Source organism: Micromonospora tulbaghiae (assembly GCF_900091605.1).
Classification (GTDB): domain Bacteria; phylum Actinomycetota; class Actinomycetes; order Mycobacteriales; family Micromonosporaceae; genus Micromonospora; species Micromonospora tulbaghiae.
The window spans coordinates 125,994-141,256 of sequence record NZ_FMCQ01000005.1; the positions used below are offsets into that span (position 1 = coordinate 125,994).

The following is a 15,263-nucleotide window of genomic DNA, read 5'->3' on the forward strand; positions in this document are numbered from 1 at the left end:
CCGCGCCCAGCGGGGTACGCCGGGGACCGACGGGGAGGACTCGTGGCCGTGAACCAGCAGTCCTCGGAGCGCGCGGGGGCCGGCGGTCCGTTGCGGATCGCCATGGTGGTGCCGCCGTGGCTGACCGTGCCGCCGCCCGGCTACGGCGGGCTGGAGACGGTGGTGGCGGGCCTCGTCGACGCGCTCGTCGACCGGGGGCACAGCGTCACGCTGTTCGGTGCCGGCACCGAGCACGGCACCGCCGCCGACTTCGTCTCCACCTGCGACGACCTCCAGTACGAGCGGATGGGCGAGTCGCTGCCCGAACTGGCGCACCTGGCCCACGTGGACCGCCTGGTCGACCCGGCCGACTTCGACCTGATCCACGACCACACCACGATCGGCCCGATGGTGGCCGGCCGCCGCCGGGTACCCACAGTGGCCACCGTGCACGGCAACCCGGTCGGCGAGTACGGCACGGTGCTCGGCAACACCGACCGTGGGGTGGGCCTGGTCGCGATCTCGCACGCCCAGCGCCGGGCGAACCCGGGGCTGCCCTGGGCCGGCACCGTGCACAACGCGATGCCCCTGCGCGACATCCCGCGCAAGCGCAGCCCGGGTGCGGGCCCGGTGCTCTGGCTGGCCCGGTTCAGCCCGGACAAGGGCCCGGACGTGGCGATCGCGGCCTGCCGGGCGGCCGGGCTGCCGCTCACGCTCGCGGGCAAGTGCAACGAGCCGGCCGAGCGCCGCTACCTGGAGCAGGTGGTCCGGCCGCTGCTCGGCGACGACGTGACGCCCGTGGTGAACGCCGACCGGGCGACCGCGCTGCGGCTGCTGCTGGACGCCCGCTGCCTGATCATGCCGATCCAGTGGGCGGAGCCGTTCGGCATGGTGATGGTGGAGGCGATGGCGACGGGTACGCCGGTGGTGGCGCTGGGCCGGGGCGCGGTGCCGGAGCTGGTCCGTGACGGGGTCACGGGTTTCGTCTGCGACCACCCGGGCGAGCTGCCGGCGGCGTTGCGGGCGGCGGCGGAGCTGGACCCGGCGGACTGCGTGGCGCACGTGGCGGAGAACTTCTCGGTGGAGCGGATGGTCGCCGACTACGAGGCGGTCTACCGGGGCTTCCTGGCCGCGCGGGCGCCCGCACGGCCGGCCCGGGCGGTGGTGCCCGCCGTCGCCGGCTGACCCGTCCGGCGGGGCCAGACCGTCGCCCGCTGACCCCCGTCAGGTCTGCCCGGCCACGAGCTCCGCCGCCGCGGCGTCGAGTCGCCGCGCGTACCCGGGGCTGATGCTGCCCTCGCGGCGGCGCTCGTCGATCTTGCCGCGGAGCCGGTCCACGGCGGCGGTCACCTCGGTCCCGCCGTTCGCGGCGACCGCGTTACGCAGCAGGTTGCGCAGGTCCACCCCGACGTCCTCGCGGATCTGGCCCTCGGTCAGCCCGGCCTCGATCAGCCCGTCCACCCGTTCGGCGGCGTCGGCCTGACCGGCGGCCGGCGGGCGGGCGCCGCCGGTCGACGGCGGAGTCGTCGGCGCGGCCGGCGGCGTGGTGGCCGGCGCCTCGGTCACCGGCGGTTCGGCGGGCGACGGCTGTACCGGCCCGGCGGTCGGCAGCACCCGGGGGTCGGCGGGCCGGTCCGGTGTCAGCGCGGGCACCAGCAGCGCCGCCGCGGCGACCACTGTCACGCCGACGGCCGCCAGCGTGAGGATCCGACGCCGGCCCGGCGCGGCGGCCGGGACCGGCTGCGCGGCGGGAACCTGCTCCGGGTCCGGGTCCGGGTCCGGGTCCGGGTCCGGGTTCGGGTTCGGGACCGGCTGCGCGGCCGGGGCCGACACGGGGGCCGGGTCGGCCGGCGGCGGGGAGGTCAGCGCGGGCAGCGTCACGGTCGGCGCCAGCATGGTGGCCGCCTGCGGGTCCGCGGGCAGCATCTGGTCGCGCAGCACGGCGGCGACCCGGCGCGCGGTGGGCCGGCGACGCGGGTCGCGGGCCAGGCAGCGCAGGCAGATGTCCGCGACCGGACCGGGCAGTCCCGGTACGTCGTCCAGTGTGGGCTCCGGGCTGTCCGCCAGCGCCGCGCTCAGTTGCTCCCAGGTCTCCGCCGGGTACGGCGGCTGCCCGGTCAGCGTCTCGAACAGCAGCACGCCGAGCGAGTACACGTCGGTGGCCGGCTGGGCGGGCGCGCCGTCGAGCCGTTCCGGGGCCACGTACGCCGGGGTGCCGAACGTGCCGCCGTCCTCGTCGTCGTCCGGCGTGCCGATCCGGGTGGCGATGCCGAAGTCGAGCACCTTCGCGCCGGTGCCGGTCATCATCACGTTGGCCGGAGTCACGTCGCGGTGCACGATGCCGAGCCGGTGTGCCGCGGCAAGCGCCTCGGCGACCTGCGCGCCCGTCTCCACCGCCGCCGGCCAGGGCAGCGGCCCCTGGGTCAGCAGGTGTTCCAGCTCCTCGCCGCTGAGCAGCTCCATCACCACGAACGAGGTGATCGAGCCGTCCGGGGCGACCGTCTCGCCGTAGTCGTGCACGGCTGTGACGTGCGGGTGGTCGAGCTGGGCGGCCGAGCGGGCCTCCTCGCGCACCATGTCGCGGAACCGGGCGTCGGCGGCGAGTGAGGGCGCGAGCACCTTGACCGCCACCACCCGGTCGAGCACCTCGTCGCGGGCGCGCCAGATCACCGACATGCCACCGGCGCCGATCCGGTCGATGAGCCGGTACCGACGGGCCAGCAGACGGCCGGCCTGGAGTGTCGCCATCAGCTCGCACCTGCCTGGGCTCGGGAGCGCTATCAGGTTGCGTGAATGTGTCTTACCTGTCAACAGTCCCCGCGGAGCCGATTGCGCGGCGCGCATCAGCCATGGCTCGCGGTGACGGCCGGGACCAGCGGGGACGGCCCGACCGGCCGGTTGTGGGCCGCGTGCCAGGATGAACGCATGGCAGCGGGTCCGGTGGCGTTCGTGCTCGGCGGCGGGGGAGTGCTCGGCGCGGTCGAGGTGGGCATGCTGCGTGCCCTGTTCCGCGCCCGGATCAAACCCGACCTGGTGCTGGGCACGTCGATCGGCGCGGTCAACGGCGCCCTGGTCGCCGCCGACCCGACCGAGGCGGTCACCGACCGGCTGGTCCGGCTCTGGGCGTCGCCCGAGGCCAGCGAGGTGTACGGCGACTCGGTAGCCCGGCAGTTGCGCCGGTTCGCCGCCCGTACCCACCTGCACTCGCCCCGGCCCCTGTACCGCCTGCTGGAGAGCACGCTGGGCGAGGAGACCACCTTCGCCGACCTGGCCGTGCCGTTCCGCTGCTGCGCCGCGAACATCGAGCGCGCCGCCGAGCACTGGTTCCACACCGGACCGCTGGTGCCGGCGGTGCTCGCGTCCGCCTCGGTGCCCGGGCTGCTGCCCCCGACCCAGATCGACGGCCAGCACTACATCGACGGCGGGGTGGTCAACTCGATCCCGGTCGGCGAGGCGGTACTGCTCGGCGCCAAGCAGATCTTCGTGCTCCAGGTGGGCCGGATAGAACGCGAGCTGAGCCCGCCGCGCCGTCCCTGGGAGATCGCCCAGGTGGCGTTCGAGATCGCCCGCCGGCACCGGTTCGCGCGGGAGATGGCGGCACTGCCCGAGGACGTCGAGGTGCACGTGCTGCCCACCGGCGGGCTGGAGCCGCGCGACGACAGCCCGTGGGCGTACCGGGACACGGCAGCGGTGGGCCGGCGGATCAGCCGGGCGTACACTGCCTCCCGCCGATACCTGGACACCGCGCTGGAGCGCTGAATGCCGCTGCCACCCCGCTGGCTACGCCGGCTGGTGCTCGCACCTGGAGTGGTGCTGCTGGCCTTCTTCGTGGTGACCACGCTGCCCGGCTGGGCACTGCTGGCGCTCGCCGCGTCCCCGCTGGTGCCGGGACGGCTGCGCCCGCTGCGGCTGCTCTGGATCGGCACCGTCTACCTGGTCTGGGACGCCGCCGCGCTGCTCGCCCTCTTCCTGCTCTGGCTCGCCTCGGGCTTCGGCGCGTACAAGCGCGCGCCGGCCTTCCAGCGGGCCCACTACGTCCTGGCCGGCTGGTTCCTGCGGATGATGTTCTGGCAGGCCCGGTGGACGCTGCGGCTGAGCATCGACGTGGTCGGCACCGACCCGGACACCGCCCTGCCGGGCCGCCCCGAACTGGTGGTCTGCCGGCACGCCGGGCCCGGCGACTCGTTCATCCTGATCCACGCGCTGGTGAACTGGTTCAAGCGGGAACCCCGGATCGTGCTCAAGGAGACGCTCCAGTGGGATCCGGCCATCGACGTGCTGCTCAACCGGTTGCCCAACCGGTTCATCGCGGCCGGGCCGGACGGGCGGGAGTCGGTGGTGCGGCAGATCGGGCACCTGGCCACCGGCCTGGACGACGACGACGCGTTCGTGATCTTCCCGGAGGGCGGCAACTTCACCCCGTCGCGGCGGCTGCGCGCGATCGACCGCCTGCGGTCGCTCGGGCTGGAACGGATGGCGCGGCGGGCCGAGCGGATGCGGCACGTGCTCGCCCCGCAGCCGGGCGGGCTGCTCGCCGCGCTCGACGCCGCGCCGGACGCCGGGGTGATCTTCGTGGCGCACACCGGCCTGGACCAGATGCTCACCGTCGCGGACGTGTGGCGCGAGTTGCCGATGGACAAGCGGATCGTGATGCGGTTCTGGTCGGTGCCGCCGGAGGAGATCCCGGCCGGCGAGCAGGCGCGCATCGACTGGCTGTTCGACTGGTGGGCCCGCATCGACACCTGGATCGCCGCCAACCGCAACGGCGCGGCCGACGCCTGAGCGGAATCGCCGCCGCGTGTTCAGCACGCTGGCAGGTAGGCCGCGTAGGGTGCGCTGGTGGAGCAGATCTGCGTGGTGACGACTGTGGTGGACGCCCGCGGGGTCGCGGACGTGCTGGCGGCCGCGGCCGTCGCCGGCCGGCTGGCGGCCTGCGCCCAGGTCGGCGGCCCGGTGGACAGCACCTACTGGTGGCAGTCGGCGATCCAGACCACCGCCGAGTGGCAGGTGCGGTTCAAGACCGCGCCCGACCGGGTGGACGCCCTGGTCCACCAGCTCCGCGCCAACCACCCGTACGAGGTGCCGGAGATCCTGGTCAGCCGGGAGGACAGCGGCAATCCCGGCTACACCGCCTGGGTACACGAGCAGACCCGACCCTAGGTACTCCTACTCTGTCCGTCCGCCCCGCCGTTGACGAAGCTGGCGAGGTGGAGAACACCGGCTACCCCTGCCCCGGTTGCGGCGCCCCGGCCGACCTCGTCGCCGGATGCCGCGCCTGCGGCCGTCCGCCCTACCCGCCCGCCGCCGAGGTGGTCCGGCTGGACCGGGAGATCACCGAGCTGACGCCGCGCGTCGAGGCGGCCCGGCTCGCGTACCAGGATCTGTCCGGCCGGCTGGTCACGGCCCGGCAGCGGCGGGCGGCGGTGGCCGCCCGGATCCGGCAGGAGATTCCCGCGCCGCGCGCCGCCGGTCCCGCGCCGCTCCCGGCGCCGACGCCGCCGCGGCCGGTTCCACCCACCCCCGCGGTACGCCCCGGCGGCGCGGAAACCTCCACCCGTGCGGTCCAGGGCCTGCTGTTCGTCCTCGGTGGACTGCTGCTCGGCACCGCCGCCGTGGTGTTCACCGCCGTCGCGTGGGCCACGTTCGGGGTGGCCGGCCGGGCGCTGATCCTGCTCGCCGTCACCGCGCTCGCCCTGGTCGCGCCGCTCGTCGCCCGGGCTCGCGGGCTGCGCGGCACCGCCGAGACGCTCGCCTCGGTGGCGCTGCTCCTGGTGGTCCTCGACGGGTACGCCGCCTGGTCGGTGGACCTGTTCGGGGTGACCGGCCTGCCCGGCAGCCGGTACGCGGCGCTGGTGACGGCGATCGGTGCGGCGGTTGCGGCCGGGTACGCCCTGGTCAGCCGCCTCACCGCACCCTGGTTCGCGGCGTGGCTGCTCGCGCAGCCGGTGCTGCCGCTGGCCGCTGCGGCGTTCCGGCCGACTGCTGCCGGCTGGGCGCTGGTGCTGACCGCCGTGGCGCTCGGCGATCTCGCGGTGGTGGTCGCGTTGCGCCGCCGTACCTCCGGCACGCGCGCGGCGCTGGTGGCCGGGCGGGTGCTGGGCTGGACCGGGCACGGCGTGGCGCTGGTCCTGGCGGCCGGCTGCGCGCTGGTGCCGCTGGCGCTCGGCCGCGCGGCGGGTACCCCGCTGCTGGCCGGCGGCCCGCTGCTGGTGGTGGCGCTGGCCCTGGTCGCCGGCGCGCTCGCCGCCGGTGGCCGCCTCTGTCGCGCGACGACCACCGGGCTGCTGGTGCCGGTGCTCGCGGTCGCGCTGGTCCGGCCGGTCGGCGAGCTGCGTGCCGGTCTGCTGCTGCTCGCCGCCGGCCTGGTGGTGGCGGCGCTCGCCGGTGCGGCCCGGGTGCTGCCGGCGTCGGTCCGGACCGGCCCGCTCGTGGGCGCGCTCGCGGTGGCCGCCGCGCTGGGCCAGGTCGCGGTCGTGCTCACCGGCCTGGTCGGCGCGGCCACCGCGAGTGCCGGCTTCCCGGCCTGGCAGGGCGGTCGGGACGTGCCGGTCCCGTCCTGGGGCTGGCAGCTTCCGGTGGCCCTGCTGCTGACCGCCGGGGCGGTCGCGCTGCTGACGCCCCGGGCCGTCCGGCCGATCGTCGGCGTGGCCGCCGCCGGGCTGGTTGCCCTCGCCGCGCCGGCCGTGACGGCGACGCCGTGGCCGCTGGTGCTGGTCGTGGACCTCGCGACGGCCACCGCGCTGCTGCTGGCGGCGGTGGCCCGGCCGCGCCCGGGCCGGGTGGCCGTCCCGGTCGCCGCCTCGGCCGGTGCGGTGCTGCTCGGGCACGCGCTGCTGGTCGGCTTCGCCGCGCCCGCCGGGGCGGTGGCGGTGCTCGCCGTGACGACGCTGCTCGGCGTGACGGCGGCCGGGCTGGGCCGGCGCGGGCTGGACGCGCAGCCGGTTGTGGGCGGTGTCGCCCTCGCGGTGGCGCTGGTCGCCGTACCGGCGGCGGTGGCCGTCGCGCTGCTCGGCCTGGGCGCGCCACTCTGGTGGCAACTGCGGGGCGCCACCGCCGCCGTCGTGGTGCCGGTCGTCGTCGTGCTCGGGGTCCGTCGCCTGTGGACCGATCTGAGCGGGTACGCCTCGACGGGGCTCGCCGTGGCGCTCGCCGGGGTCGGCCTCGTGCCGCTCGTCGCGCCGGGCGGGGAACCGGTGGCGCCGTACGCCGCGGCGGGGGTCCTGCTGGCGCTCGCCGCCGGGGGCGGCTCCCGGCCGGCGGTCGCCCCGCGTGCGGTGGGTGCCGCGCTTGCCGGGCTGGCTCTGCTGGCCGGCGCGCGGACCGTGCTGCTGGTGCTCGCGAACCTGCCGGTGCGGCCCGGGTCCGGGGTGCCCGCCGCCGCGACGGCGTCTGCCGGGACCGCCCGCGCCGGGCTGGTGCTGCTGCTCCTGGGTGCCGCCGCCGGGGCGTACGCCGCGACGGATCGCCGCGTCGCGTGGTGGCTCGCCGCGTCGCCGTTCGGCGCGGTGGCGCTGCCCGTGCTGGCGGAGGCGGCCGGCGCGCCCTGGCCGGTGGTGCCGGCGACGGCGTTCGGGATCGGGCTGGCCGCGCTGCTGGCCGCCGCGCTCACCGGTGCGCACCGGGCGGTGCTCGTGCCGCTGGGCGTGGTGCTGGCCGTTCCCGGGTTCGGCGGCCTGCTCGCCACCCGCGCCGGGACGCTCGCCGCGCTCGGTGTGCTGGTGGTGGCCGGTGCGGTGACCGGGGTGGCCGGACGGCCGGCGGTGGTCCGGATCGTGGGGTGGCTGGGCGCCGTCGCGGCGGCCACCGCGTTCGCTGTCGTCGCGTCGCTCACGGCCGGGCAGCCGCTGCGTACCGGAGCCTTCGCGGTCCTCGCCGTCGCGGCCGTGACGCTGCACGCGGCGCCACTGCTGCGCGTGGTCCGATCGGGCGGCCCGGGCGGCGTCGGCGCAGGGCGGGCCGGCGCGTGGGCGCTGGAGGCTGCGGCGCAGGCCGTGGCGCTGCTCGCGCTGCTGCTCGCGGGCGGCTCGTTGCGGCACGCGGCGGCGGTCTGCGTGCTGTGGGGCGTGGCCGTCGCGGTCCGGGTGCTGCGCCGGGGCGAGTCGCCGGACGGGCGCCGGGTGCTGGCCGCGGTCGCGGCGGGCAGCGAGCTGATCGGCGGCTGGCTGGTGCTCGCAGCGCGCGGGGTGGTCGTGCTGGAGGCGTACACGCTGCCGGCGGCGGCGCTCGCCCTGGGCGCCGGGGTGCTGGCGCTGCGGCGCCGGCCCGGGCTGACCAGCTGGCTGGCGCTCGGCCCCGGGCTCGGCGCGGCGTTGCTGCCGAGCCTCGTGTCGGTGCTGGTCCTCGGTGAGCCGCAGCCGTGGCGGCGGCTGGCGCTCGGCGCGGCGGCAGTGGCAGTGGTGTTCGCCGGGTCGGCCCGGCGCTGGCAGGCGCCGGTGGTGCTGGGCGCGGCCACGCTGGTGCCACTGGCGCTGCACGAGCTGGGCCGAGGCTGGGACCTGCTGCCCCGCTGGATCTTCCTGGCCCTCGGCGGGCTGCTGCTGATCGGGCTGGCCGCCACCTACGAGCGGCGCCGGCGCGACCTGGTCCGGCTGCGCGACGCCGTCGCCCGGCTCGGCTGACCCACGCGGCGAAGCCCTCTCACCCACAGTGGTGAGAGGGCTTCGCCGCGCCAAAATTGATCGACGGCAATTATTGCCCGCAGGGAATCGAAGGTTGTTGGATTCCCGGCCCGGATGAACCGGTGCGCCTCACCTGATCGGCGAACCACCGTCGACCGGGATGGTGTGGCCGTGGATGAAGGACGCGTCGTCGCTGGCGAGGAAGCAGACCGCGCGGGCGATCTCGTGCGGCTCGCCGTACCGGCCGGCGGGCGCCTGCATGGTCAGGTCGTAGAACGGGAAGTCGCTGGTGATCTCCGCGCCCTCGAAGGCGGCGGTCTTGATCACGCCGGGGCCGATGCCGACCGCGCGGATGCCCTGGTGGCCGTAGTCGTAGGCGATCTGCTTGGTGAGCCCGATGACGCCGTGCTTGGCGGTGGTGTACTCCGCGCCGACCTCGCTGGCGACCACGCCGGACGCCGACGACACGTTGATCACGACACCCTTGCCGCGCTCCAGCATGTGCGGCAGCGTGGCCTTGGTCGCGAGGAAGACGCCCTTCAGGTCGACCTCCATGACGCGGTCCCACTGGCTGTTCTCGATCTCCAGCAGCGGCACGTACGCGCCGAACACGCCCGCGTTGTTCACCAGCACGTCGATGCGGCCGTACGCGTCGAGGGCGGCACTCACCATGGCGCGTACCGAGTCCTCGTCGGTGACGTCGGCCGCCACCGCGACCGCGTCGCCGCCGGCTTCCTTGACGCGCGTGACGGTCGCCTCGGCGCGCTCCAGGGAGAGGTCGGACACGACGACCTTCGCGCCCTCGGCGGCCAGCTCGACGCACATGGACATGCCGAGTCCGGAGCCGACCTGGTCCGGGCTGAAGCCGCCACCCGTCACCAACACCACCTTGTCCGTCAATCCACGCATCGCGCTGTCTCCCGTCTGTCGATACCGTGTGGCCGACACCCTGTCCGTTCGGATGAATGACCCTCATCTTTACGTACATATTAGCTGGTCAGATGGGGTGCGCCCACTGGCGCGAGCGTCCGCTGCGGTGTGATGAGGATGTTTGCGTCGCTCCGGCCTGGAGAGGTAGGGACAGCACCACCCCGCAGCCGGGGGCCTGCGGGATTACCTAGGGCGACGACTGTCGCCAGAATTGGTGACGGAGAGTCGCGTACGAGAGCGTGGCTCGCGGCATCGGGGGCGACATGACTTCTTCCACGTCGACGGAACCCGCGGCACGGCGGGGCAGCGACTACGCGCGGTTGTCCCGCCGGATCGCCGAGGCGGGACTGCTCGAGCGGCGGCCCGGCCGGTACGCGCTGCGGATCGCGCTCACGCTCGGCGCGTTCGTGGCCGGCTGGGTAGTGGTGGCGCTCGTCGGTGACTCGTGGTGGCAGGTGCCGCTGGCGGTGGTGATGGCGGTGGCGACCACGCAGGTGGCGTTCCTCGGCCACGACGCCGGGCACCGGCAGATGTTCCGTCGGCGCGGGCCGAGCGAGGCGGCCGGACTGGTCGCCGGCAACCTGGCGGTCGGGCTCAGCTACGGCTGGTGGGTGGACAAGCACAACCGGCACCACGCCAACCCGAACCACACCGACGAGGACCCGGACGTCGGCGCGGGCGCGCTGGTCTGGACGTACGAGCAGGCGACGGCGACGCGCGGCCTGAGCCGGTGGATGGCCCGGCGCCAGGCGTGGCTGTTCTTCCCGCTGCTCCTGCTGGAAGGGCTGGCGCTGCACGTGGCGAGCGTGCAGGCGCTGGTCGGCCGGGAGCCGGACGGCCGGTGGCGGGTGCCGATGCGGCACCGGGCCGTGGAGGCGCTGCTGCTCGCCGCGCACGCCGCCGGTTACCTCGGTCTGCTGTTCGCGGTCATGTCCCCGGCCAAGGCGCTGCTGTTCGTCGCCGTGCACCAGGGACTCTGGGGGCTCTACATGGGCTGCTCGTTCGCCCCGAACCACAAGGGCATGCCGATGCCCACCGCCGACGACGAGCTGGACTACCTGCGCAAGCAGGTGCTGACCTCGCGCAACGTCCGCGGCGGCCGGTTCGTCGACCTGGCGCTGGGCGGGCTCAACTACCAGATCGAGCACCACCTGTTCCCGAACATGCCGCGCGGCAACCTGCGCCGCGCCCGGCCGCTGGTCATGGCGTACTGCGCCGAGCAGGGCGTCCCGTACGCCGAGACCGGGCTGTTCGAGTCGTACCGGCAGGCGCTGGCGCACCTGCACGACGTGGGCCGGCCGCTGCGCACGGCCTGAGCGGCACGAGCCGGGCGGGGGCGAGTGGGGGCGCCTCCGCCCGGCGTCAGGTCAGGACCGGGTGCCCGAGAAGGCCGCGGCGATCTCCGCCGGCGCCTCCTCCGCCGCACCGGCCGCGGGCGGGCTCAACCGCACCGGCGTGCCGAACTCGGAGTAGGTGACCGACATCTGGCCGAGCGACGCGTCGATGGGCGTCATGTCCATCGTGAAAGTGCTGAGGCGCCCCTGTTCGTCCACCGTCGCGGTGAACGGCAGGGCCTTCGCCTTGTCGCCCGCCGCCGCGAGGGCCTTCCCGTTGGCGCCGCTGCGCGTGTAGTCGAGCGTCCCGGCGTACGAGCGGTCACCTGAGCGGCGGACGTCGACCACTGCCGCGAGCAGCTTCTTCACCCCGCCCGGGTCGTCCACCGGCATCACGCCGTTGCCGGTGTCCATGCGCAGCCACTTCCGGGAACCGCCGAACTGCTCGCCCAGCTCGCCGTCGAACTTGACCCAGGTGTCGGCGCCGATGACCAGCATGCGCACCTCACCGAACGCGGCCATCGTCAGGGTGGTCTGCATGGTGCGGGCCCGCGGATCGGTCACACCGTGCGCGCTGAGCATGGCCGAGTCCAGCTTGACCCGCAGCGTCTGCTCGTTGAGCTTTTCGATGGCGGCGGTCAGTTCGTCACGCGGCGTCGTCGCCGGGCTCGCGGAGCCCGGCGCGGCGGCCCGTTCGGCTGGCGCGTCCGCTCCGGTCCGGTCGCCGCACCCGGTCAGACCGAGGCCGAGCACCGCGACGAGCGCGACCCCCGTGGTCGCCAGCCGTCGTTTCGTCATCAGTGATGTTCCTCCGCAAAAAGGGCCCCCACCGGGGCCGGACGATCAATGTAACGGCGCCCGCCGGGTGGCGTGCGCCCCTTTTCGGGAGTGCGCCGCGAGGCTGCCGGCGGGGGTGGCCGGTAGGGTCGTCGCTTGGTGGAGGGCGCGTCACGGTGGTGGCGCGCGGCGCGGCGGGCCGACCGGCCCCGGCCGCGTCACGGGACGACATCGTGCGGAGCTGCGGCATGAGATTCGAGATCAGCAAGGTGCTCGACGCCATCGAGGGTCGGGTCTGCACCGACCCGTCGCTGGCCCGGGCAGTGGTCGACCTGGCCGAGGTCATCCGCTGGCAGAACCTGGACGGCGGCCGTCCGGCCAGCCTGCTGCGGCTCGGCATGGTGATCGACGCGCTGTCCCGGCAGATCGGCGAGGACAGCGTCCCGGTCTACGCGATCGTGCACCGGGCGCTGCTGTCCGACGCCGACCTGACCTCCAACGAGCGGATGGTGGTGCGCCGGTGGGCCGACGACGGCCTGGTGGAGGTGCTCGACCAGCCCGGTGACCGGATGCTGGAGGTGGCCGACCTGCTCGGCCTGCCGGTGCTCACCCGGGCGCGGCTGGACGGGCTCGTCGGGCGGTACCCGTGGATCGGGCAGGCGGGCCGGGTGCTCGCCCCGGTGCCCGGCGCCGGCGGGCCGGTCTTCATCGCGCACGTCGGCGGCGGCCAGGACCCGGCCACCGGCAGCCGATCGCCGGCCGGGGTCAAGGTGCTCTCCCGGAAGTGGCGGTGCCCCGAGCCGGGCTGCGCGCTGTTCGGCGGCGGCGGGGGCGGTGGCGCCTTCGCCGACCTGGCCGCCGTGGACCGGGTGCCGGCCGAGCAGCCGCCGCCCACCCTGCGTACCGGCGCGCCGACCTGCCCCCGGCACGGCGCGCGGCTCTCCGACGCCGGCCCGCGCCCGCGTACCGCTGTGCTCGCCGTGCGCATCGGCGGTCTGGTCCGCAAGAGGTTCGCGCTCACCGAGACCGAGCCGGTGGCGGTCGGCCGGGCACCGGACGGGCCGGGCGGGGTGACGCTCGGCCAGTGGCTCAACGACGAGGCCCGGCGCTGGATCAGCCGCAGCCACATCCGGCTGGAGTTGCGGGTGGGCGAGGTGGTGGTCACCGACACCAGCACCAACGGCTCCGGCGTACGCCCCGGTGGCTCGATGGCGGAGCACGAGCGGCTCGCGCTGGCGCCGCAGCAGTCCCGGGTGCTCGCCGAGGGCGACCTGATCGAGCTGTACCCGGGCGTGCAGGTGGGCCGCGCCGACGACATGAGCAGCGACGCGAAGTACACCCCGAACTCGGTGATGGCCGAGGCGCCGACCATGGCGATGCGGCTGCCGCGTCAGTGACGGGCACGTGCGAAGGCGCCGGGACCGTCGCGGTCCCGGCGCCTTCTCGCGTACGGAGTGAGCCTCGTCGCGTACGGCCTCAGCCGGCCAGGACGGCGGCGAGCTGCGCCACCGCGTGGTCGATCTCCTCTTCGGTGATCACCAGCGGCGGGGCGAGCCGGATGGTCGAGCCGTGGGTGTCCTTCGCCAGCACACCCCGCTCCATCAGCAGCTCGCACGCCTGCCGGCCGGTCATCAGCGCCGGGTCGATGTCCAGCCCGGCCCACAGTCCGCGACCGCGTACCGCCACCAGGCCCTTGCCGATCAGGCCGCGCAGCCCGGCGTGCAGCCGCTCGCCCAGCTCGGCCGAGCGGCGCTGGAACTCGCCGGTGGCGAGCAGCCGGACCACCTCGGTCGCGACCGCGCAGGCCAGCGGGTTGCCGCCGAACGTCGAGCCGTGCTGGCCCGGCTGGAGCACACCCAGCACGTCGCGGTTCGCGGCCACCGCCGACACCGGCACGATGCCGCCGCCGAGCGCCTTGCCCAGCAGGTACATGTCCGGCTCGACGCCCTCGTGCTCGCACGCGAACGTCGCGCCGGTACGCCCCAGGCCCGACTGGATCTCGTCGGCGACGAAAAGCACGTTGCGCTCGGTGCAGACGCGGCGCACACCCGGCAGGTAGCCCTCCGGCGGCACCACGACGCCCTGCTCACCCTGGATCGGTTCCAGCAGCACGGCCACCGTGTTCTCGTCGATCGCCTCGGTCAGCGCGGCCAGGTCGCCGTAGGGGACCACAGTGAAACCCGGGGTGTACGGCCCGAAGTCGGCGCGCGCGTCCTCGTCGGTGGAGAAGCTGACGATGGTGGTCGTACGGCCGTGGAAGTTGCCCTCCGCCACCACGATGTTGGCCTGGCCCGGCGTGACGCCCTTGACCTGGTAACCCCACTTGCGGGCGACCTTGATGCCGGTCTCCACCGCCTCGGCGCCGGTGTTCATCGGCAGCACCAGGTCCTTGCCGCAGAGCGCGGCCAGCTCGCGGCAGAAGTCGGCGAACTGGTCGTGGACGAACGCGCGGCTGGTCAGCGTGAGCCGGTCGAGCTGCGCGTGCGCGGCCTCGATCAGCTTCGGGTGCCGGTGGCCGAAGTTCAGCGCCGAGTATCCCGCCAGGCAGTCCAGGTAGCGGCGGCCGTCCACGTCGGTCAGCCAGGCGCCCTCGGCCGACGAGATCACCACGGGCAGCGGGTGGTAGTTGTGCGCCGTGTGACGCTCCGCGTCCCGGACCGCGGACGGAGTCCGCAGCATGTCGTCGATGATCACTTGCTCGCCTTTCCCTGACGGAGTCGCAACGTGCAGCACTTCGGTCCGCCGCCGGCCTTGCGCAGCTCGGACAGGTCGATCCCGATGGTCTCGTAGCCCCGGTCGCGCAGCTTCGCGGCCAGGTCGGTGGCCTGCGCGGGCAGCACCACGTGCCGCCCGTCGCTCACCGCGTTCAGGCCCAGCACCTCGGCGTCGGCCATGGTGGCGTGGATCGCGTCCGGGAACAGCCGGCGCAGCACCGCCCGGCTGCCGGGGGAGAACGCCTCCGGCAGGTACGCCACGGTGCGCTCGTCGAGCACCGTCAGCGCGGTGTCCAGGTGGTAGAAGCGGGGGTCCACCAGCTGCATGGTGATCACCGGGTAGCCGAAGATCTCCTGGAGCTGCGCGTGCGACGCGTGCGCGGTGCGGAACCCGGTGCCGGCGAGCAGGTGGTCGCCGGCCAGCAGGACGTCGCCCTCGCCCTCGTTCACGTGCTTCGGGTCGTACATCTCGAAGCCGGCGCCCTCGAACCAGGCCCGGTACGCGGGCGCCTCGTCGGCGCGCTGCGGGTCGCGGAACTGCACCGCCATGGCCCTGCCGTCGATCACGGTGCCGCCGTTCGCGGCGAAGACCATGTCCGGCAGGCCGGCGACCGGCTCGATCAGGTCGACCTCGTGGCCCAGGTCCAGGTACGTGCGCCGAAGCTGCTCCCACTGCCGGATCGCCAGGTCGGCGTCGACCGGGGCGGTGGGGTCCATCCACGGGTTGATCGCGTAGTCGACGGCGAAGTACGTCGGCCGGCACATCAAAAAGCGCTGGCGGATGGCGTCCATCGTCATGTCGTGCTCCCAGTGTCGGGCGCGCCCGGCCACGGTCGGCCCACGGGCTGGCGCCGTGGTCCAACGTTATGCGGCCCGGGTAGACGACATCCACCGCGAGAAGTTGCGTTGAG

At 74.9% G+C, this 15,263-nt stretch carries 12 protein-coding genes; 7 read left to right on the plus strand and 5 right to left on the minus strand.

What is annotated here, in order from left to right; all coding sequences use genetic code 11:
- The first annotated feature begins 48 nt into the window (after nt 1–48).
- Complete coding sequence (locus GA0070562_RS16585; protein ID WP_372443389.1) at nt 49–1,164, plus strand: glycosyltransferase family 4 protein; 1,116 nt, start codon at nt 49–51, stop codon at nt 1,162–1,164.
- A gap of 39 nt (nt 1,165–1,203) precedes the next feature.
- On the opposite strand, the gene GA0070562_RS16590 is transcribed toward GA0070562_RS16585, so the two are convergent.
- The gene (locus tag GA0070562_RS16590; RefSeq protein WP_091422405.1) at nt 1,204–2,727 is read right to left on the minus strand and encodes a serine/threonine-protein kinase; all 1,524 of its coding nucleotides are present in this window, start codon (nt 2,725–2,727) and stop codon (nt 1,204–1,206) included.
- Nucleotides 2,728–2,904: 177 nt separating this feature from the next.
- On the opposite strand from GA0070562_RS16590, the gene GA0070562_RS16595 reads away from it, so the two are divergent.
- Genes GA0070562_RS16595 through GA0070562_RS16610 form a run of 4 tightly spaced genes read left to right on the plus strand, consistent with a single transcriptional unit; the run spans nt 2,905 to nt 8,597 of the window.
- Nucleotides 2,905–3,738, plus strand: a complete 834-nt coding sequence (locus GA0070562_RS16595) for a patatin-like phospholipase family protein (protein ID WP_091422409.1) — start codon at nt 2,905–2,907, stop codon at nt 3,736–3,738.
- The gene (locus GA0070562_RS16600) at nt 3,739–4,761 is read left to right on the plus strand and encodes a 1-acyl-sn-glycerol-3-phosphate acyltransferase (RefSeq protein WP_091422413.1); all 1,023 of its coding nucleotides are present in this window, start codon (nt 3,739–3,741) and stop codon (nt 4,759–4,761) included.
- Between the two features lie 57 nt (nt 4,762–4,818).
- Nucleotides 4,819–5,139 carry a divalent-cation tolerance protein CutA gene (gene cutA, locus GA0070562_RS16605; protein WP_091422416.1) on the plus strand — a complete coding sequence of 107 codons (321 nt, stop codon included), beginning with the start codon at nt 4,819–4,821 and terminating at the stop codon, nt 5,137–5,139.
- A 47-nt stretch (nt 5,140–5,186) separates the two neighbouring features.
- The gene (locus GA0070562_RS16610; protein WP_091422419.1) at nt 5,187–8,597 is read left to right on the plus strand and encodes an SCO7613 C-terminal domain-containing membrane protein; all 3,411 of its coding nucleotides are present in this window, start codon (nt 5,187–5,189) and stop codon (nt 8,595–8,597) included.
- A gap of 129 nt (nt 8,598–8,726) precedes the next feature.
- Here GA0070562_RS16610 and GA0070562_RS16615 read toward each other — a convergent pair whose 3' ends face one another.
- Nucleotides 8,727–9,506: an SDR family NAD(P)-dependent oxidoreductase gene (locus tag GA0070562_RS16615; protein WP_013475298.1), complete on the minus strand. Its 780-nt coding sequence runs from the start codon at nt 9,504–9,506 to the stop codon at nt 8,727–8,729.
- 284 nt (nt 9,507–9,790) lie between these two features.
- Between GA0070562_RS16615 and GA0070562_RS16620 the strand changes: the two genes are divergently transcribed.
- On the plus strand, nt 9,791–10,843 hold the full coding sequence (locus tag GA0070562_RS16620; RefSeq protein ID WP_091422422.1) for a fatty acid desaturase family protein: 1,053 nt from the start codon (nt 9,791–9,793) through the stop codon (nt 10,841–10,843).
- 51 nt (nt 10,844–10,894) lie between these two features.
- Here GA0070562_RS16620 and GA0070562_RS16625 read toward each other — a convergent pair whose 3' ends face one another.
- The gene (locus tag GA0070562_RS16625; protein WP_091422425.1) at nt 10,895–11,659 is read right to left on the minus strand and encodes a hypothetical protein; all 765 of its coding nucleotides are present in this window, start codon (nt 11,657–11,659) and stop codon (nt 10,895–10,897) included.
- Between the two features lie 227 nt (nt 11,660–11,886).
- Here GA0070562_RS16625 and GA0070562_RS16630 point away from each other — a divergent pair, with 227 nt between their 5' ends.
- Nucleotides 11,887–13,035: an FHA domain-containing protein gene (locus tag GA0070562_RS16630; protein WP_091423270.1), complete on the plus strand. Its 1,149-nt coding sequence runs from the start codon at nt 11,887–11,889 to the stop codon at nt 13,033–13,035.
- Between the two features lie 79 nt (nt 13,036–13,114).
- Here GA0070562_RS16630 and rocD read toward each other — a convergent pair whose 3' ends face one another.
- Nucleotides 13,115–14,329, minus strand: coding sequence for an ornithine--oxo-acid transaminase (gene rocD / locus GA0070562_RS16635; protein WP_175438787.1), 1,215 nt, complete (start codon nt 14,327–14,329; stop codon nt 13,115–13,117).
- Nucleotides 14,329–15,144, minus strand: coding sequence for a dimethylargininase (gene ddaH / locus GA0070562_RS16640; RefSeq protein WP_175438788.1), 816 nt, complete (start codon nt 15,142–15,144; stop codon nt 14,329–14,331). The genes rocD and ddaH overlap by 1 nt, the downstream gene beginning before the upstream one ends.
- Nucleotides 15,145–15,263: the final 119 nt, after the last annotated feature.

What these genes read in the sequence shown, in the direction of transcription:
- GA0070562_RS16625 (WP_091422425.1), bottom strand. Translation starts at nt 11,659, where the DNA reads ATGACGAAACGACGGCTGGCGACCACGGGGGTCGCGCTCGTCGCGGTG.
- GA0070562_RS16595 (WP_091422409.1), top strand. Translation starts at nt 2,905, where the DNA reads ATGGCAGCGGGTCCGGTGGCGTTCGTGCTCGGCGGCGGGGGAGTGCTC.
- GA0070562_RS16615 (WP_013475298.1), bottom strand. Translation starts at nt 9,506, where the DNA reads ATGCGTGGATTGACGGACAAGGTGGTGTTGGTGACGGGTGGCGGCTTC.
- GA0070562_RS16630 (WP_091423270.1), top strand. Translation starts at nt 11,887, where the DNA reads ATGAGATTCGAGATCAGCAAGGTGCTCGACGCCATCGAGGGTCGGGTC.
- GA0070562_RS16590 (WP_091422405.1), bottom strand. Translation starts at nt 2,727, where the DNA reads ATGGCGACACTCCAGGCCGGCCGTCTGCTGGCCCGTCGGTACCGGCTC.
- GA0070562_RS16600 (WP_091422413.1), top strand. Translation starts at nt 3,739, where the DNA reads ATGCCGCTGCCACCCCGCTGGCTACGCCGGCTGGTGCTCGCACCTGGA.
- ddaH (WP_175438788.1), bottom strand. Translation starts at nt 15,144, where the DNA reads ATGGACGCCATCCGCCAGCGCTTTTTGATGTGCCGGCCGACGTACTTC.
- GA0070562_RS16620 (WP_091422422.1), top strand. Translation starts at nt 9,791, where the DNA reads ATGACTTCTTCCACGTCGACGGAACCCGCGGCACGGCGGGGCAGCGAC.